At 51.2% G+C, this 19354-nt stretch carries 12 protein-coding genes, 1 rRNA gene and 1 riboswitch; of the genes, 5 read left to right on the forward strand and 8 right to left on the reverse strand.

All coding sequences use genetic code 11. The features are described from left to right. Positions 1-146 precede the first annotated feature (146 nt). The 4 genes from GC128_RS10470 to GC128_RS10485 all read left to right on the forward strand — a co-directional run bounded on the left by GC128_RS10470 (position 147) and on the right by GC128_RS10485 (position 5204). Positions 147-1952 carry a cation:proton antiporter gene (locus GC128_RS10470; protein ID WP_151994238.1) on the forward strand — a complete coding sequence of 602 codons (1806 nt, stop codon included), beginning with the start codon at positions 147-149 and terminating at the stop codon, positions 1950-1952. 51 nt (positions 1953-2003) lie between these two features. Continuing rightward, positions 2004-2220, forward strand: a riboswitch (Lysine riboswitch). 118 nt (positions 2221-2338) lie between these two features. Then, positions 2339-3694: a lysine-sensitive aspartokinase 3 gene (lysC, locus tag GC128_RS10475; RefSeq protein ID WP_151994239.1), complete on the forward strand. Its 1356-nt coding sequence runs from the start codon at positions 2339-2341 to the stop codon at positions 3692-3694. A gap of 93 nt (positions 3695-3787) precedes the next feature. Further along, the gene (gene panS / locus GC128_RS10480; protein ID WP_151994240.1) at positions 3788-4735 is read left to right on the forward strand and encodes a ketopantoate/pantoate/pantothenate transporter PanS; all 948 of its coding nucleotides are present in this window, start codon (positions 3788-3790) and stop codon (positions 4733-4735) included. 196 nt (positions 4736-4931) lie between these two features. After that, positions 4932-5204, forward strand: coding sequence for a DUF3811 domain-containing protein (locus tag GC128_RS10485; protein ID WP_064515331.1), 273 nt, complete (start codon positions 4932-4934; stop codon positions 5202-5204). Position 5205: 1 nt separating this feature from the next. On the opposite strand, the gene rluF is transcribed toward GC128_RS10485, so the two are convergent. The 3 genes from rluF to metH form a co-directional block, all read right to left on the reverse strand. Continuing rightward, on the reverse strand, positions 5206-6084 hold the full coding sequence (gene rluF / locus GC128_RS10490; protein WP_064515328.1) for a 23S rRNA pseudouridine(2604) synthase RluF: 879 nt from the start codon (positions 6082-6084) through the stop codon (positions 5206-5208). Between the two features lie 144 nt (positions 6085-6228). Further along, a complete protein-coding gene (locus GC128_RS10495) occupies positions 6229-7857 on the reverse strand; it encodes a Na/Pi cotransporter family protein (protein ID WP_151994241.1) in 1629 nt (542 codons plus the stop codon). Positions 7858-8092: 235 nt separating this feature from the next. Next, positions 8093-11776: a methionine synthase gene (metH, locus tag GC128_RS10500; RefSeq protein WP_151994242.1), complete on the reverse strand. Its 3684-nt coding sequence runs from the start codon at positions 11774-11776 to the stop codon at positions 8093-8095. 184 nt (positions 11777-11960) lie between these two features. On the opposite strand from metH, the gene iclR reads away from it, so the two are divergent. Continuing rightward, entirely contained in the window at positions 11961-12794 is an 834-nt protein-coding gene (iclR, locus tag GC128_RS10505; protein ID WP_151994243.1) for a glyoxylate bypass operon transcriptional repressor IclR, read from the forward strand. On the opposite strand, the gene aceK is transcribed toward iclR, so the two are convergent. The 5 genes from aceK to rrf all read right to left on the reverse strand — a co-directional run bounded on the left by aceK (position 12791) and on the right by rrf (position 19237). Further along, positions 12791-14533: a bifunctional isocitrate dehydrogenase kinase/phosphatase gene (gene aceK / locus GC128_RS10510; protein ID WP_151994244.1), complete on the reverse strand. Its 1743-nt coding sequence runs from the start codon at positions 14531-14533 to the stop codon at positions 12791-12793. The two genes, iclR and aceK, sit on opposite strands and share 4 nt — an antisense overlap. A gap of 59 nt (positions 14534-14592) precedes the next feature. After that, positions 14593-15900 carry an isocitrate lyase gene (gene aceA / locus GC128_RS10515; protein ID WP_151994245.1) on the reverse strand — a complete coding sequence of 436 codons (1308 nt, stop codon included), beginning with the start codon at positions 15898-15900 and terminating at the stop codon, positions 14593-14595. Between the two features lie 32 nt (positions 15901-15932). After that, complete coding sequence (aceB, locus tag GC128_RS10520) at positions 15933-17531, reverse strand: malate synthase A (protein WP_151994246.1); 1599 nt, start codon at positions 17529-17531, stop codon at positions 15933-15935. 259 nt (positions 17532-17790) lie between these two features. After that, positions 17791-18720, reverse strand: a complete 930-nt coding sequence (gene metA, locus GC128_RS10525) for a homoserine O-acetyltransferase MetA (protein ID WP_151994247.1) — start codon at positions 18718-18720, stop codon at positions 17791-17793. A gap of 401 nt (positions 18721-19121) precedes the next feature. Further along, a 5S ribosomal RNA gene (gene rrf / locus GC128_RS10530) occupies positions 19122-19237 on the reverse strand. Positions 19238-19354 lie beyond the last annotated feature (117 nt).

The following is a 19354-nucleotide window of genomic DNA, read 5'->3' on the forward strand; positions in this document are numbered from 1 at the left end:
TGATGATTTTTCTACCATTGCACCGGGAATACCGTTTCAGATTATGTAGCCGCGAAAAAGTTGCCGGGTGGGACTCAGCCCTCGGTGACCCCGTCTACACTGAGAAAAACAGTATGGCTTCGTAAACCAGGTAAGGTAAAAATTTTATGGAACTGTCTGTACCTCTTTTGTTGGTGGTTATCACGATCAGTTCGCTGGTAGCGCAATGGCTGGCGTGGGCAATTCGGCTTCCGGCCATCCTGCCTTTGCTGTTATTCGGTTTGATTCTTGGCCCGTTTACTCACGTGCTCAACCCTGACCAATTGTTTGGCGAACTGCTGTTTCCTATTGTCTCCTTGTCGGTCGCCATTATTTTGTTCGAGGGTGCCCTGACCCTGCGTTTTGATGAGATTCGTGGATTAGGCGGTGTGGTGCGCAATCTTGTGAGCATCGGAATGCTGGCGACCTTTGCGGTGATCAGCCTCGCCTGTTGGGGGCTACTGGGCTTAGACCCTGCGTTAGCCGCATTGGTGGGCGCCGTTACGGTTGTTACCGGCCCGACAGTTATCGCACCGCTTATGCGCGTGGTGCGCCCCAATGCTGCGATTAATCAGGTGCTGCGCTGGGAAGGGATTGTTATCGACCCGGTCGGTGCAATCTTCACATTATTAGTTTTCGAATTTATTACGCTGCGCCAGGAAGCGGGCTCGAACCTGCACCTGGTGATTATCTTCGCGCAAACAGTGGTGGTCGGGTTAGCTTGCGGCGGGCTATTTGGTTGGTTACTGGGTACGGCTTTAAAACGCGTCTGGTTTCCGAGTTATCTACAAAACTTTGCGGTACTGGCGGTGGTCCTGCTGACCTTTGGGCTATCAAACACGCTAGCCGATGAGTCAGGTTTATTGGCCGTCACGGTACTGGGCATCTGGCTTGCGAATATGCGTGATGTGGATGTCAGCGATATCGTCGCCTTCAAAGAAGAACTCTCCGCAATTCTTATCTCAGCACTATTTATTATTCTGGCAGCACGCCTCGATATTCATGGCGTGCTGGCGATGGGTTGGCCTCTGGTTGCTTTGCTGCTGGTGATTCAGTTTGTCGCCCGCCCATTATGTATTGCAATTTCTACCCTCGGTTCGTCGTTAACCCTGCGCGAAAAGCTGCTGTTAAGTTGGATTTCTCCGCGCGGCATTGTCGCGGCGGCAGTGAGTTCGTTATTCGCGCTGACGCTACAAAAAAGCGGTTACGAGGGCGCGGATAAACTGGTGAGCGTGGTGTTCGCCATTATTATTGGCACCGTAGTTTTGCAAAGCCTGACCAGTGGACCGCTTGCCAGGTGGTTAGGTGTACAACAACGTCAACCTCGTGGTGTGCTGATTATTGGGGCGAATACTGTCGCGCGAACGCTCGCCCACGCGCTGGTGAAACAAAATATACCTGTCATTCTCACCGACAATAGCTGGGAATATTATCGCCTGGCACGCATGGAAGGGTTACCGGCCTATTACGGCAATGCCTGGTCGGAACATGCGGAAAACTTTCTCGATTTAAGCAATACCGCCCAGGTGCTGGCACTTTCGCCAAACCGCCATCAAAACGCGCTGGCGGTGTATCACTTCAGCCATATTTTTGGCAACGATAAGGTTTTCGCTATTCGTTCCGGTTCCGCTTTGAAAGGACGAGGCAGCAACGAAAGCGCACGCTTTCACCGCCATGAGAAACTTTTTCCTGAAGATGTCACCTGGAGTAGTTTGAGCAGTCTGTTAGCCAAAGGGGCGACCATAAAAGCGACACGTCTGAATGAAAATTTTGGCTGGATGGAATATCTGGAGAAAAATCGCGGAGTTGTGCCACTTTTTGCTCGTCTGGAAGAAGGAAAAACTGTTGCGATAAACGGTAAAACGACGCCAACACTGCCCTGCACGTTGATTGCACTGGTCCAGACAGATAAATCTCCGGCTTCCAGGCGTTGACATCTGGCGCATAAAATTTTATTTCTATACGGCTACTTGCTCACTTGTGAGTAAGCCAGAAGAGGCGCGCCGCCCAGGTATCGTGTTTGAGGAGCCAATCCGCAGACGACACAGGAGGGGGAGCGGCGCCGAGGTAGTGTGCGTATGGCAGCGTGCATTATCGGCCACGGGGGCTGAATCCCTTGGGCTGTCACCAGGAGCACTAGTGCTTCATATTCCCCAATTTCGCAAAGGAATTGGGGAAACAAGGTGGGGCGCTTCTGGGTGAATCGTAGTTCAAGTTTACTTTTCTACGTCCTCCCCTATCCCGCTCTTCCCTTGTGCCAAGGCTGATTTATTTTTTTGCCATTCCCATGGCTGTTTCTTTGACACGAGGCTGTACCGTAATGTCCTATCCACAAACCGTTATTGCCAAATTTGGCGGCACAAGCGTAGCTGATTACGACGCAATGAACCGCAGCGCCGACGTGGTGCTGGCTGATGAAAACGTTCGCGTTGTTGTTCTTTCAGCATCTGCGGGTATCACCAATTTGCTGGTTGCGTTGGCAAGCGGCCTGGAAGCAACAGAGCGTTTTGTTAAGCTCGATGCGATTCGCAAAATTCAATATGACATTGTTGAGCGCCTGGCAAATCCGCAAATCATCCGCGAAGAAGTTGAGCGCCTGCTTGAAAACATCACCACACTCGCTGAAGCGGCATCCCTTGCTACTTCAACCGCGTTAACTGATGAGTTGGTTAGCCACGGTGAATTGATGTCTACGCTGTTGTTTGTGGAGATCCTGCGCGAACGCAAAATTGATGCTCAGTGGTTCGATATCCGCAAAATCATGCGCACCAATGACCGCTTTGGCCGTGCTGAACCAGATGTCGCCACATTAGCAGAACTGGCAAACCAACAGCTTCAGCCACGCCTGGCTCAATCTCTGGTTATCACTCAAGGTTTTATTGGTAGTGAAGCGAAAGGCCGCACTACCACGCTTGGACGTGGCGGTAGCGACTATACAGCGGCGCTGTTAGGTGAAGCACTGCATGCCAGTCGCGTTGATATCTGGACTGACGTGCCGGGGATTTACACCACCGACCCACGTGTGGTGCCAGCGGCAAAACGCATCGACAAAATTGCTTTTGAAGAAGCAGCTGAAATGGCAACATTCGGCGCAAAAGTACTGCATCCAGCGACATTAATGCCAGCAGTGCGTAGCGATATTCCGGTGTTTGTCGGCTCCAGCAAAGACCCAAAAGCAGGTGGTACCCTGGTTTGTAACAAAACAGAAAATCCACCGCTGTTCCGTGCTCTGGCATTACGTCGTAAACAAACCCTGGTGACGCTCAATAGCCTGAGCATGCTGCACTCCCATGGTTTCCTGGCGGAAGTGTTTAACATTCTGGCGCAACATAATGTTTCTGTTGATTTGATTACCACTTCAGAAGTTAGCATTGCGCTGACGCTCGATACCACGGGTTCAACTTCCAATAGTGATAGCCCGCTGACCACGTCGCTGCTGACCGAGCTTTCCTCACTGTGTCGCGTAGAAGTGGAAGAAAACCTCGCCCTGATTGCCATCATCGGTAACAAACTTTCCCAGGCCTGCGGCGTGGGCAAAGAGGTGTTTGGCGTTCTCGACCCCTTCAACATTCGCATGATTTGCTATGGCGCATCCAGCTACAACCTGTGCTTCCTGGTGCCTGGCGACGACGCTGAAAAAGTAGTGCAGAAACTTCATCACAATCTGTTTGAATAAAATTTCCACTTAAAGTAATTAATACCAAATGCCGGGCTCGATCCCGGCATTTTTATAACCATAAAACAACACAACACTTGCAAGGATCTCACTATGCTCGCTTCATTAACCCGGCTGTTTCCGCTGTGGGCGGTGCTGCTGTCTGTACTCGCTTATTACACTCCCGGCACGTTCACGCCTATTGGCCCTTGGGTCAGCACGCTTTTAATGCTGATCATGTTCGGCATGGGCGTGCATCTGCGCATTGATGATTTTAAACGCGTGCTGTCGCGCCCGGCACCTGTCGCGGCTGGTACGTTCCTGCATTACCTGGTTATGCCGCTGGCGGCCTGGGTTCTGGCGAAGCTGTTTCATATGCCGCCGGACCTCTCAGCCGGCATGGTTTTGGTCGGCAGCGTGGCGAGCGGAACGGCATCAAATGTCATGATTTATCTGGCAAAAGGGGATGTGGCGCTGTCAGTAACTATTTCTTCGGTTTCCACTTTGGTAGGTGTCTTCGCGACACCATTGCTTACTCGTCTGTATGTTGATGCAGATATCAAAGTCGACGTGATGGGTATGTTACTGAGCATCCTGCAAATTGTGGTTATTCCAATTGGTCTTGGCTTGATTGTGCATCATCTGTTCCCACGCCTTGTGAAACGCGTTGAGCCTTATCTGCCTGCATTTTCGATGCTCTGTATTCTGGCAATCATCAGCGCGGTGGTAGCAGGTTCTGCCTCTCATATCGCGTCTGTGGGCTTGATGGTTATTGTTGCCGTGATTTTGCATAACGGAATTGGCTTGTTGAGCGGGTATTGGGGCGGACGCCTGTTTGGCTTCGACGAATCTACCTGTCGAACCCTGGCAATTGAAGTCGGTATGCAGAACTCCGGGCTTGCTGCCACGCTCGGCAAAATCTACTTCTCGCCGTTGGCTGCCCTGCCCGGCGCACTGTTCTCGGTGTGGCACAACCTTTCTGGCTCACTGCTGGCAGGTTACTGGTCCGGCAAACCGGTTGATGAGAATAAAGATAAAAGTTTGAAAAAACGCCGCGCCTGAAAAATGAGCGGATACAAAAAAAGCCCGGGAAACCGGGCTTTTTGCTTTTAACTCAACGAAACGCTGACAAACCTGCCTATGAAACTGAGTATATTTACCAACATTTTAGGGTAACTTTGCGACCAGACGCTGATTTTTACTGAGCCAGGGAGCAGTTTGCTTTACACTGGAGGCCACTTCTTAAGAGGCCGCAATAATGTCCACATCAAGACTGACACAACAAGACATGACCGAAGCCGAGCAGCGCGAATTGAAAACGCGGCTTGACCGCGCACGCATCGCCCATGGTCGCCCCCTGACAAACTCAGAAATAAACCACGTTAAAAAAACTTATATTGACCAACTGATAGCAGCACGTGAACAGGAGGCCAAAAAAGTCCGCCAGATTAAAAAGCAAAAAGCGGCAAAACCAGATACATCTGCAACTTATTCCTGGTCTGCAAACAGCCATTCACGTGGGAAGCGCTAATTTAGCGCCCCTTCTTTTTGCGCCCTGGCTGAGCAAAACGTTTACGTGAAGCCAGCTCTGCCGGGGTTTTAGCAGCACTCTTCGGCCCGCTAACGACAGGTTTTTTCACCGCAACCGCCTTCGGTTTAGCTTTTGCTTTGGCCGCCGGTTTCGCTTCAGAAGACGAATTCTCGATCAGCTTAAACAATTCAACTAACTCATCGTCAGTCAAATCACGCCACTCACCCAATGGCAGCCCTTTCATGCTGACATTCATGATGCGGGTACGTTCCAGCTTCGTCACGTCATAACCAAAGTGTTCGCACATACGGCGAATCTGGCGGTTGAGCCCTTGCACCAGCGTGATACGAAACACAAAGGGAGCTTCTTTCTTCACTTTGCATTTCTTGGTTACTGTTCCTAGCATCGGAACGCCCGCCCCCATACCGCGAATGAACTCATCGGTTACTGGTTTATTTACCGTAACGACATATTCTTTTTCGTGGTCATTCCCGGCACGCAGGATTTTATTCACCAGATCGCCATGATTGGTGAGGAAAATCAGACCCTGAGAGTCTTTATCTAAGCGCCCAATCGGGAAAACGCGTTTGCTGTGGTTAACGAAATCGACAATGTTGTCTTTCTCACCATCTTCGGTGGTACTTACAATGCCCACCGGTTTATTGAGTGCGATAAGTACCAGGTCGTCTTCGTCACGGGGTTCGATTAATTGACCGTTGACCTTCACCACATCTCCGGCAAATACCTGATCGCCAATCGCGGCGCGTTTGCCGTTAATAAAAACATTTCCCTGTTCGATGTAACGATCGGCGTCGCGGCGGGAGCAGATACCGCTCTCGCTAATGTATTTGTTCAGACGTATAGATGAGTTGGTCAGCATGGTTCCTCCGTAAAACCCGGAATATACATTACATGAAGGGCGATGCGAACAGACTCGGGCAACAAACGCGAAGTTCATTGCCCGCAAAGGGGGGTATTTGGCAGGCGTCGCCGCAATTACGGCTAATTGAAAGTGCCTTTTCGATCAGTACTCGTCCCTTTCGTCATCATCAGGCTGTTCAAGTACGCTGTATGCGACCGCGCAGAACAGTGAGTTCAGGCGCTTCATATCACCAAGCAAACCGAGGTGTAGTGAGCTGGTTTCAATGCTCTGCACGTTTTGCTGATGCAGGCGGTCAACGTGCGCGTGTGAGAATCGGCGGTTAAGAATACGGAAGCGATGTTTATTACGGCGCAAACGGCGCGCACTGTTCACGTCGGCTGAGAAAAATACCGACAGGCTGAGCTTCAGGTTGCTGGTTAACTGTTGGAGCAGAATATCCAGTTCTTTCAGGCCATCTGGCGAGAATGCCCGACGAGTGGCCAGCGATTTATCCGCGACTTCACTCCCCATACGCTCAAGAATATCTGCCGCCTGTTCCAGATTTAGCGACATTTCAATAATCTCTGCCCAGCGGCGGGATTCGACTTCGGCCAGTTCCTCTTTTTGCATTTGCGCCATATACAGCTTGATTGCGGTATAGAGCACATCCACATCATCGGCGAGCTTACGCAGTTCCTTCTCCTGGCGCGGCTCTCCGTGCATCACTTTGCTCCAGGTTTCCAACATTTGCTCCAGCACATCACCCATACGCAAGGTTTCACGCGCTGCGTTGGATAGGCCTAGTGCCGGGGTATCCAGAGCCGTTACATCAAGATGTTTCGGCTTCATACGCGCATCAACTTCAGGAGTCTCACTAATCACGTTACGGCAAAAACGTGCCATTACGCCGGCAAATGGCACCATTGCCAGGCAGCGAATCAGGTTGTAGAACACGTGGAAGTAGATAACCAGTTCAGATTCAGGCTGGGAGAGTTTTTGCATCGCATCAGCAAGAATATGTACGAATGGCAGCACGATCACGCCGCCCACCAGCTTGAACAACAAACTGCCGAGTGCAACACGGCGGGCAGCGGCGTTAGCGGTGCTGTTATTGATCATCGCTAACAGGCCAGAGCCGAGGTTGGCACCAATCACCAGACAAAGCGCGACATCAAACGAGATAATTCCAGCAGAAGTCAGCGTGGCGGTCAGCAAAACTGCAGCAAGGCTTGAATAACTGATGATGGCGAACATTGCGCCAATCAACGCATCGAGCATGATATCGCCGGTTAACGAGGCGAAAATGACCTGCACGCCGGATGCCTGAGTAATTGGCGTCACCGCAGCAACAATCAACTCCAGCGCCAGCAAAATCAACCCGAGGCCAATACCCACGCGGCCAAGTTGTCCGGCGCGCGTTTGTTTGCGGCTGAGGAAGAAAATAACGCCAATGAAGATGAGTAGCGGCGAAAGCCACGAGAGATCAAAGGTCAGGATTCGCGCCATCAACGCGGTACCAACATCCGCGCCCAGCACAATCACCAACGCAGGGGTAAGCGCTACCAGATCCTGTGCCACAAAAGAGGTGACCAACATTGTGGTGGCGTTGCTGCTTTGCACCAGTGCGGTTACGCCAATACCTGCGCAAAAGGCGAACGGTTTTTTTTCAACACTGCGGCTAAGCACACTACGGAGATTGGCACCGTAAACGCGCATGATGCCGGTACGCACAATGTGCGTGCCCCATACCAGTAGCGCCACCGCAGAAAGTAGATGCAGTAATGTCAGCACACTTTCTCCTGGAAATTATTAGATAAGAAATTCCTTCTCTTTCCAGTATATAACGCCTGGCGAGATTTAAACGTTTCGGGATGTAAGAAGGGGAAAAGGAAGGAATTCATTGATCAGCCATCGGTGTCGCAGCCAGTTTTAACTCGAACAGCGCACAGCCCCTCACGTACACGTAGTACCTGAGGGGCGAGTACTGCCCAGGTTCAAAATGGCAAGTAAACCAGGCCGAAGCGGATTAGTCCGCGTCGTAACCGAGGTTAGGTGCTAACCAACGTTCAACATCGGTAACAGACATCCCTTTGCGACGGGCATAATCTTCCACCTGGTCGCGCTGAATCTGCGCCACGGCGTAGTATTTGCTGTCAGGATGGCTGAAGTACCAGCCGGAAACAGACGCACCAGGCCACATGGCGTAGGATTCGGTGAGTTTCATCCCCACCATGTTCTCTACATCCAGCAGTTCCCAGATAGTCGCTTTTTCAGTGTGTTCCGGGCAGGCCGGGTAACCCGGTGCCGGACGAATCCCTTGGTAGTTTTCGCGGATAAGCTCTTCGTTGCTGAGGTTCTCCGTTGGCGCGTAGCCCCAGTAAACCTTGCGCACACGCTCGTGCAAATATTCCGCAAAAGCCTCAGCCAGACGGTCGGACAACGCTTTCACCATGATTTTATTGTAATCATCATGCTGCGCTTCGTAGCCTTCTGCTAACGCGTCTTCTTCCATGCCACCGGTGACCGCAAACGCACCGATGTAATCTTCTTTGCCACTATGTTTTGGTGCGACAAAGTCAGCCAGACAGTAGTTGGCAAAACCGACTTTCTCGGTCTGTTGGCGCAAATGGTGTGCGACAGTTTGCACATGGGTGCGGGATTCATCACGATAGATTTCGATGTCATCATCCACACGGTTTGCCGGGAACAAGCCGACGACACCACGTGGGGTCAGCAGTTTTTCGTTATGCAGTTTGTCGAGCATGTCGTTGGCATCTTTAAACAGGCGTTTCGCCTCTTCACCCACCACTTCATCCTCGAGGATGCGCGGATATTTCCCGGCCAGCGACCAGGTCATAAAGAACGGCGTCCAGTCGATGTAGTTACGCAGCGTTTCGATGCTTGCCGTCACTTCCTGCACACCAGGGCGATGCGGGACTGGCGGCGTATAGCTTGCCCAATCAAATGCGAGATCGTTTTCACGGGCAGCAGCAAGTGACACTGGCGGCGTGCGTGGTTTTTTACGCGCGTGTTGGGTACGAACAGTGACATATTCTTTGCGCGTGCGTTCCACAAACTCGTCGTGCTGAGTCGGGGAGAGCAGTGCTGCCACGACACCTACGGTACGTGAGGCATTCTGCACATAAACCGTTGGCCCACTGTAATTCTGCTCGATTTTCACCGCCGTGTGCGCTTTGGAAGTTGTCGCACCACCAATCAGCAGCGGTAGCGTAAAGCCCTGACGCTCCATCTCTTTGGCGACGTTCACCATTTCATCCAGCGACGGGGTAATCAAGCCAGACAGGCCGATAATATCAGCCCCCACTTCACGAGCTGTTTTCAAAATCTTCTCGGTTGGCACCATTACGCCAAGGTCGATGATTTCGTAGTTGTTACATTGCAGCACCACACCCACGATATTTTTGCCGATGTCATGAACATCGCCTTTCACCGTGGCGAGCACGATTTTGCCGTTGGTGGAGCCTTTTTCTTTGCTGGCTTCAATGTAAGGTTCGAGATACGCCACCGCCTGTTTCATTACGCGAGCGGATTTCACCACCTGCGGCAGGAACATTTTCCCTTCGCCGAACAGGTCGCCGACCACGTTCATGCCGTCCATCAACGGGCCTTCGATAACCTGAATCGGGCGTTCAGACTGCTGACGGGCTTCTTCTGTATCGAGTTCAATAAACTCAGTGATGCCTTTAACCAGCGAGTATTCAAGACGCTTTTTCACATCCCAGCTACGCCATTCGGCTTGCTGTGCGGCCGCACCGTCGTCACTTTTGCTACCGCGATATTTCTCGGCCAGATCCAGCAAACGTTCGGTGCTGTCGTCTCGACGGTTAAGAATTACGTCTTCTACCGCATCGCGTAATTCTTGGGAGAGATCGTCATATATCGCCAGTTGCCCGGCGTTAACAATCCCCATATCCATACCGTTACGGATTGCGTAGTAGAGAAATACCGCGTGGATCGCTTCACGCACCGGGTCGTTACCACGGAAGGAGAACGACACGTTCGATACGCCGCCTGAAATCATCGCATGTGGCAGTTCGCGCTTGATGTCGGCACACGCACCGATGAAGTCCTGTGCGTAGTTGTTGTGTTCTTCAATCCCGGTCGCAACTGCAAAGATATTCGGGTCGAAAATAATGTCTTCCGGAGGGAAGCCGACTTCTTCGGTCAGAATTTTGTAGGCGCGGCGGCAAATTTCAATTTTGCGCTCGCGGGTATCAGCCTGGCCGACTTCGTCAAACGCCATGACCACCATCGCGGCACCGTAACGGCGCACCAGTTTGGCGTGATGGATAAACGGCTCAACGCCCTCTTTCATGGAGATGGAGTTAACAATGCCTTTGCCCTGAATACACTTCAACCCTTTTTCGATGACGTCCCATTTTGAGGAGTCAATCATGATGGGCACGCGGGCAATATCTGGCTCACCGGCAATCAGGTTGAGGAAACGCACCATCGCCGCTTCGGCGTCGAGCATCCCTTCATCCATGTTGATATCGATGATTTGCGCGCCGCTTTCAACCTGCTGAAGTGCTACTTCCAACGCTTCGTTATATTTTTCTTCTTTGATCAGGCGCTTAAACTTGGCAGAACCGGTGACGTTGGTACGTTCACCCACGTTGACAAACAGGCTATCGGCGCCAATGTTCAGCGGCTCAAGGCCCGCCAGACGGCATGCCACTGGCAGGTCTGGTATTTTACGTGGGGCAACGCCTTCCACGGCTTTGCTCATCGCCGCAATATGTGCCGGCGTGGTACCGCAGCAACCGCCGATAATGTTCAGGAAACCTGCCTGCGCCCATTCGCCAATCTGGCGCGCCATCTCAGTTGCATCGAGATCGTATTCACCGAAGGCGTTCGGCAGGCCTGCGTTCGGGTGCGCGGTAACGTAGCAATCAGCGATGCGTGAAAGCTCAGCGACGTACTGGCGCAGTTCGTCAGGTCCCAGCGCACAGTTCAGGCCGAAGGTCAGCGCATCAGCATGGCGTAATGAGTTATAGAAGGCCTCGGTAGTCTGGCCGGAAAGGGTACGGCCTGAAGCGTCGGTGATGGTGCCGGAAATCATGATCGGTAGATCAACACCCAGCGCTTCAAATTCGGTTTTAACCGCAAAAATAGCGGCTTTGGCATTCAGGGTATCGAACACCGTCTCAATCATGATGAGGTCAGATCCTCCTTCCACCAGCGCACGTGTAGATTCGCGGTAGGCTTCCACCAGCAGATCAAAGGTCACGTTACGGAATGCCGGATCGTTCACGTCAGGTGAAATAGATGCAGTACGGTTAGTTGGGCCTAACACACCTGCCACGTAGCGCGGTTTTTCTGGTGTGCGTGCTGTCCATTCATCAGCACAGGCACGGGCGAGTTTAGCCGCCTCAAAGTTGATTTCTGCCGACAGGGATTCCATTTGGTAATCCGCCATCGCGATGGTTGTTGAGTTGAAGGTGTTGGTTTCGACAATGTCGGCACCCGCTTCAAAATAGGCGTAGTGAATAGCGGCAATGATTTCTGGCTTGCTCAGCACCAACAAGTCGTTGTTCCCTTTGAGGTCACAAGGCCAGTCCGCAAAGCGCTCTCCGCGAAAATCGCTTTCATCAAGACGGTAGCTCTGGATCATGGTTCCCATACCACCATCCAGTACCAAAATGCGTTGTTGCAACTGCTGATGCAGTTTTTCTAATTTATTGCTCACTCTAACTCCCACCTGTTTACCCAAGCCTGTCAGCCCACAAGGCATACTGTCATAACTTGTAATAGTCGCAAAGCAATGGAACATGAGACATGTTCACCTGACTGATCCGATGAGTCCAATGCTGGTTGCATTATCGCCAAATAAAACGAAAATGATTTCCACGATACGAAAACAGGAGTCAGTTATGGTTGCTGCCGTTCCCGCCAAACGTGGAAAAAAACCGCGCGCTGCCACAGTCGCCGCACCACAACCCACCGGACAGGTTCAGTCGCTCACTCGCGGCCTGAAATTGCTTGAATGGATTGCTGAATCACACGGTAGTGTTGCCCTTACCGAGCTGGCACAACAGGCTGGTTTACCTAACTCCACGACTCATCGTCTACTGACCACCATGCAACAACTTGGCTTTGTGCGCCAGATCGGCGATCTCGGACACTGGACGATTGGCGCGCATGCGTTTGTGGTGGGTAGTAGCTTCCTGCAAAGTCGTAATCTGTTGGCCATTGTTCACCCGATGCTGCGCAAGCTGATGGAAGACTCCGGCGAAACGGTGAATCTTGCGGTGCTCGACCATAGCGATCATCAGGCGATTATTATCGACCAGGTGCAATGCGCCCAGCTTATGCGGATGTCAGCCCCAATCGGCGGCAAATTACCCATGCATGCATCGGGTGCAGGAAAGGTGTTTCTCGCGAATTTGAGTGACGACCAGGTCGCAACTCTGCTGCATCGTAAAGGGTTGCATAGCTATACCCCTGCCACACTGACCTCCCCACTGCATCTGAAAGAAGATTTGGCGCAAACGCGTAAGCGTGGATATTCATTTGATGATGAAGAACATGCGCTGGGGCTGCGTTGTGTGGCGGCGTGTATCTATGACGAACATCATGAAGCCTTTGCGGCGATTTCCATCTCCGGCCCAATATCACGCGTGACAGATGACCGCGTTACCGAGTTGGGCGCGTTAGTAATTAAAGCGGCGAAAGAGATTACTCAGGCATACGGCGGCGGGCGCTAACCCGCCTGCTTTAAATCGCCAAAACGAAGAATAAATCTTTGGCGTTTACGATAAGCAAAGACATCTTCTACGTGGCCATTGCGGATACGTTCCTGCAACGCACGCCAATAGTCAGCGCGGAACAAGTCGCTGTGCATCTCATCGAATATCTGGCGAATACGCGGGTCAGCGCATAAGTAGTGACGAAACTCTTCCGGGAACACGTCGCCCAGTGCCACGCTGTACCACGGCTCAGCAGAGAGTTCGTCCTCAGGGTAACGCGGCGGCGGTACGTTGCGAAAATTCACTTCGGTCATATAGCAAATTTCATCGTAATCGTAGAACACCACGCGCCCGTGCCGGGTTACGCCAAAGTTTTTAAACAGCATGTCGCCTGGGAAGATATTGGCGGCGGCAAGTTGGCGGATGGCGTTACCGTATTCTTCCACTGCGTCGCGTAATTGCTGCCCTTCCACCTGCTCAAGCCATAAATTTAGCGGCACCATTCGGCGTTCAATATAAAGATGGCTGATGGCGATCCGGTCACCGAGGTCGGTCAGTTTTTCAGGCACTTCCTGCTGTAATAACGCCATCAATGGCTGGCTAATCTGATGTTTAGACAGCACAAAATTCTCAAACTCCTGGGTATCGGCCATACGCCCAACACGATCGTGCTCTTTGACCAGCTGATAGCATTCGCGCACACGTTCAGCAGTGACCTCTTTTTGCGGCGCGAATTTGTCTTTAATCACTTTGAATACCCGGTCAAAGCCAGGCAACGTAAACACCAGCATCACCATGCCACGAATACCAGGCGCTTCAATAAACTGCTCATCAGTGGCAGAGATATATGTCAGATATTCGCGGTAACTTTCGGTTTTACCGTGTTTCTGGCAGCCAATTGCCATATACAGTTCGGCAGTAGTTTTACCTGGCAACAACTCACGCAACCATTCCACCAGAGCCGCAGGTTGTGGCGCATAAACCATGAAATAGGAACGGGCGAAACCGAAGACAATGCTCGCTTCTGCGGCACTGGTTAAGCAGGTATCAACGACCAGATAGCCGTCATCAGTGCGATGAATTGGCAATAAAAACGGTACCTTACCGTTCGGCAAGACCAACTTACCCACAAGCCAGGCGGCTTTATTGCGATAAAACAACTCATTGGCGACTTCAAGGGAAGCATGCTGCAAAGCCTCAGAGCCAAAGGTTTCGGTCAGATGCGCGATGATGTAACCCGCATCCCGCGCCAAATCTTGCCATGGCAAACGCAAAGGTAAATCTCTTAGCAAAGAACGCAAAAGCGGCTGCCAACCTAAAGCTGGAGTAAAGGACTTTGATAGCGGACGAGGGATCTCACGAAAGCGCTTTTCTTCCTGAGAACTAAAGATAAAAAGCCGCTCGGGAGATAACGAGCGGTGATCGAACAGTCGACAATAAACAGAATTGAAAAAGCTTTCGGCAATTTCAAAACGAGGGTAATCGGGTAACAATTGTGTGTACTGCGCTTTGACCCGCAGTAAAAACTCGTCGTCAGTATTGTGACTGCCAGTGATGCAACGCAATTGCTCCACCACCAGGCCAACATGGTGATCGTAGAGATGGATACGGCTTTTCATAGCTTGCTGAACTGCATGCCAGTCTGCTTGCTCAAAACGCTGCTGGGCTCCCGCGGTCACTTCAAGAAAGCGGCCATACTGTGCGTCAAAACCTTGCAGGATGGTGTGGGCAATTAACAGTTCCAGCCGTCGCGTCATAGGTTACCTCACAGCATAAAAACGGCGGATGACGCGCTGCTTATCCGCCCTACGAAAACTTAGAACTGATCTTCTTCCGTTGAACCGGTTAACGCTGTAACCGAAGAAGCGCCGCCCTGGATAATCGTCGTCACGTTGTCGAAATAGCCGGTGCCCACTTCCTGCTGATGGGAAACGAAGGTGTAGCCTTCAGGTGCTGCGGCAAATTCTGGCTGCTGCACTTTTTCCACGTAATGGCGCATCCCTTCACCCTGTGCGTAAGCGTGTGCCAGGTCGAACATGTTGAACCACATGCTGTGAATGCCCGCCAGTGTAATAAATTGGTATTTGTAGCCCATTGCTGACAGCTCTTCCTGGAACGAAGCGATGGTTTTGTCGTCGAGATTTTTCTTCCAGTTAAACGAAGGCGAGCAGTTGTATGCCAGCAGTTTGCCTGGGAAACGGGCATGGATGGCATCAGCAAAGCGGCGAGCCTGTTCAAGGTCTGGTTTGGAGGTTTCACACCACACCAGGTCAGCGTATGGCGCATAAGCAAGCCCACGACTTATAGCTTGTTCAATACCTGCACGAGTGCGGTAGAACCCTTCTTGTGTGCGCTCGCCAGTCACAAACTCCCGGTCGTATTCGTCACAATCGGAGGTGATGAGATCCGCCGCATCAGCATCGGTACGCGCAATCACAAGCGTTGGAACGCCCATGACATCTGCCGCCAGACGTGCAGCGACTAATTTCTGAATCGCTTCTTGAGTAGGGACCAATACCTTGCCGCCCATATGTCCGCATTTCTTCACGGAGGCCAGTTGGTCCTCAAAGTGAACTGCTGCCGCACCGGCCTGAATCATCGACTTCATCAGCTCGAAGGCATTCAGTACGCCACCAAAACCGGCTTCCGCATCGGCCACGATCGGCAGGTAGTAATCGACATAACGCGGATCGCCCTCTTCAATATTTGATGCCCACTGGATCTGATCGGCACGGCGGAAAGTATTGTTGATCCGATCAACCACCGCAGGTACTGAGTTTGCTGGATACAGCGATTGATCCGGGTACATGCTTGAAGCCAGGTTGGCATCGGCCGCCACCTGCCAGCCAGAAAGATAGATGGCTTCAATACCGGCTTTCGCCTGTTGCAAAGCCTGCCCACCGGTTAATGCACCGAGGCTATTGATGTAACCCTTTTTCGATTCGCCATGCAGCAGACGCCACATTCTCGCGGCGCCATTTTGCGCCAGGGTACATTCCGGGTTTACCGAACCGCGCAGCTTAACGACTTCTTCTGCAGTGTACGGACGTTTGATGCCTTCCCAGCGTGGTTGCGTCCAATCTTGTTGTAATTGTTGGATTTGTTGGTTGCGTGAGGTTTTCATTGCAGATGCTCCATATTCTATTGGTGTAGGGTTCAAGCAAGCAGGCGGTAGCCTGGCAGCGTCAGGAAGTCGATTAACGTCTCGGAAGTGGTGATTTGCTCCATCAGGCGAGCCGCTTCATCAAAACGCCCCTGGCTGAAACGCTTGTCACCTAGCTCCTCCTGAATAACGAACATCTCTTCGGCAAGCATTTGGCGGAACAGCTCCTTAGTGACCGTCTCACCGTTACTCAACGTTTTTTGATGGTGAATCCACTGCCAGATAGAAGTTCGTGAAATTTCCGCAGTCGCGGCATCTTCCATCAAACCGTAGATCGGCACGCAACCATTGCCTGAGATCCACGCTTCTATGTACTGCACAGCAACACGAATGTTGGCACGCATACCCGCTTCGGTGCGCTCACCAGGACATGCTTCCAGCAGTTGTGCCGCAGTAATTGGTGCATCTTCTTCACGCAAAACATGCAGCTGATTTTTGTCTTCCCCCAACGCTTTGTTAAAGACCTCCATCACAGCGTCGGCAAGACCCGGATGCGCAATCCATGTGCCGTCATGGCCGTTGGTCGCTTCCATCTGCTTATCCGCTTTAACTTTGTTGAGTACCCACTCATTGCGTTGGCTGTCTTTACTTGGAATGAATGCCGCCATACCGCCCATAGCAAAAGCACCGCGGCGATGACAAGTTTTGATAAGCAGACGGGAGTAAGCGTTCAGGAAAGGCTTATCCATCGTGACGGACTGGCGATCGGGAAGAATGCGGTCCGGATGATTTTTCAACGTCTTGATATAACTGAAAATGTAATCCCAGCGGCCACAGTTCAACCCAACGATATGATCGCGCAGTGCATGCAGGATCTCATCCATCTGGAATACCGCCGGCAGCGTTTCGATCAGCAATGTTGCTTTGATAGTGCCGCGCGGCAGAGAGAAATGATCCTCAGTAAAGCTGAAGACTTCGCTCCACCAGGCCGCTTCCTGCCAGGATTGTGTTTTCGGCAGGTAGAAATACGGGCCGCTTCCTTTTGCCAGCAGGGCATCTACGTTGTGGAAGAAGTAGAGTGCGAAGTCGAACAGGCTACCTGGGATAGGTTCATCGCGCCAGATGACATGTTTTTCCGGTAAGTGCAGGCCACGAACACGGCACACCAGTACCGCCGGGTCAGGCTTCAACTGGTAAATTTTACCTGCTTCGTTTGTCCAGCTAATGGTGCAGTTTATTGCATCACGCAGGTTGATTTGGCCATCGATAACTTTGCTCCAGCTCGGTGCCAGGGAGTCTTCAAAGTCGGCCATGAATACTTTGACGTTAGCATTTAAAGCGTTGATCACCATCTTGCGTTCAACCGGACCGGTGATCTCAACACGTCTGTCCAGTAAATCGGCTGGGATCCCACGAATAGTCCATTCAGATTCACGAATGGAACTGGTTTCCGAAATAAAATCCGGAAGCTTTCCAGCATCAATTTCCGCTTGCTGTACGGTGCGTGCCGCCAGCAGCTTATTACGTTGCGGTGTAAAGCGGGTGACGAGCTCACTGAGAAACTCTACTGCATCAGGCGTCAGTATCTGTCGCTCTGGTTCACCAAACGGTTGGCTAAAGGCCAACTCTGCGCTAACTGTCTGTTGTGTCATTGGATCTCTCCCCTCATATCATCCCGTCAATAACGCCAATTCTATCTGGTACGTCCAGTGTCTGGTTTTCACTCAACAGAGTTAAGACTACTTCATGATTTTTTAAAATCAAAAACTATTTCCATTTTTGAATTTAAAATCATTTATCACATTGATATTTATGAATTTAAAAATTATTCAGTGAGGGAAGTGGTTTTTAGAAAACAAAAAAGGCACCTAAAGGTGCCTTGATCGTAGAGGTGACGGGATGCTGAAACGCTTAATCGAGCGTTGGGTTCATATGACGCAGATCGAACGGTGTGATCTGATAAACGTAGTAGTTTAGCCAGTTTGTGAACAGTAAATTCCCGTGGCTACGCCAGGTTGCATGCGGTTTCTTCTGCGGGTCATTACCCGGGAAATAGTTATAAGGCACTTCTGGATTCAGGCCTGCTTCTACGTCGCGGAAATACTCACCAGAAAGCGTGTGCGAATCATATTCCGGGTGGCCAGTCACAAATGCAATGCGCTTGTCTTTACTGCCAAAAAGATAAGCATCCCCTTCTTCTGACTCGGCCAGAACTTCGAGATCGGTGTAGTCACGAATCAACGATGCAGGGAAATCGGCGTAACGCGAGTGTGGTGCCAGGAAGGTATCATCAAAGCCGCGAGTTAACAGTGCGTGCGGGTAAGTGAGGTTATGCTCATATACTCCCGACAATTTCTCTTTGCGCGTTTGCTTAGGAATACCGTAAAGAATATTGAGTGCAGCCTGCACAGCCCAACAGACAAATAGCGTTGAGGTGACGTGATCTTTAGCCCAATGAATCACTTGTTCGATTTGCGGCCAGTATGCCACATCGTCAAACTCAACCAGGCCCAAGGGTGCACCGGTAACGATAAGCCCATCAAAATTTTCATCCTGAATATCGTCGAAATTACAGTAGAAATTATTGAGGTGCTCAGTTGGTGTATTACGGGATTCACGCGAATCAATGCGCAACAGCTGAACGTCAACCTGTAGAGGAGAGTTAGAAAGCAGACGTAAAAACTGGTTCTCCGTCTCAATCTTTTTCGGCATCAGATTAAGTATGAGTACCTTTAGCGGACGGATTTCCTGATTGCTTGCGCGCGATGTCGTCATGACAAAGACATTCTCATCCCGCAGGAAATTGACAGCTGGTAACTCATCCAGTACCCGAATTGGCATAACCTTTTACCCTCACAGCATACGTTTAAACGTTTAGACATCCAGATAGCTGAAGATAACTCGCCGACTGTCAAATGTCGAGTATTCATAAGATAGTTGAAAATGTTTCACTTAAGCATAGATTTTATAGGCAGAGGAATAGACTGGTTAATGGTCGGTGTTGCAGTAGTTTATATGGATGGGGTTGGCTTGATAAGAGGGGAATATGAAGGGTGATTGCATAAATCGCAGACAGCAAAAAGCCCTGTACATCAGTACAGGGCTTGTATTCGTATCATCCTGATACTCACCCCTCCGGGGCCGTCGCAAGCGACGTGCAACATTGCTCCCGACAATGTTGTCCACTTAGCAAGCACAAAAAAGCCCCATGCTTTCGCATGAGGCTTGTTTGTTTGTTTGGAGCCTGGCAGTTCCCTACTCTCGCATGGGGAGACCCCACACTACCATCGGCGCTACGGCGTTTCACTTCTGAGTTCGGCATGGGGTCAGGTGGGACCACCGCGCTGTTGCCGCCAGGCATATTCTGTTTCATCAACCGTCATGCTTTCACACAACCATCGACTTAAAATCTCGGTTCAAGCTGAAAATCAATATCTTAGTCTCTCAACCAAAACACCTTCGGTGTTGTAAGGTT

Origin of the sequence: Buttiauxella massiliensis (assembly GCF_902500225.1) — a bacterium.
In the GTDB taxonomy this organism is placed as follows: Bacteria; Pseudomonadota; Gammaproteobacteria; order Enterobacterales; family Enterobacteriaceae; genus Buttiauxella; species Buttiauxella massiliensis.

Coding starts and splice junctions, on each gene's coding strand:
- GC128_RS10470 (WP_151994238.1), top strand. CDS start 147: ATGGAACTGTCTGTACCTCTTTTGTTGGTGGTTATCACGATCAGTTCG.
- lysC (WP_151994239.1), top strand. CDS start 2,339: ATGTCCTATCCACAAACCGTTATTGCCAAATTTGGCGGCACAAGCGTA.
- panS (WP_151994240.1), top strand. CDS start 3,788: ATGCTCGCTTCATTAACCCGGCTGTTTCCGCTGTGGGCGGTGCTGCTG.
- GC128_RS10485 (WP_064515331.1), top strand. CDS start 4,932: ATGTCCACATCAAGACTGACACAACAAGACATGACCGAAGCCGAGCAG.
- rluF (WP_064515328.1), bottom strand. CDS start 6,084: ATGCTGACCAACTCATCTATACGTCTGAACAAATACATTAGCGAGAGC.
- iclR (WP_151994243.1), top strand. CDS start 11,961: ATGGTTGCTGCCGTTCCCGCCAAACGTGGAAAAAAACCGCGCGCTGCC.
- aceK (WP_151994244.1), bottom strand. CDS start 14,533: ATGACGCGACGGCTGGAACTGTTAATTGCCCACACCATCCTGCAAGGT.
- aceA (WP_151994245.1), bottom strand. CDS start 15,900: ATGAAAACCTCACGCAACCAACAAATCCAACAATTACAACAAGATTGG.
- aceB (WP_151994246.1), bottom strand. CDS start 17,531: ATGACACAACAGACAGTTAGCGCAGAGTTGGCCTTTAGCCAACCGTTT.
- metA (WP_151994247.1), bottom strand. CDS start 18,720: ATGCCAATTCGGGTACTGGATGAGTTACCAGCTGTCAATTTCCTGCGG.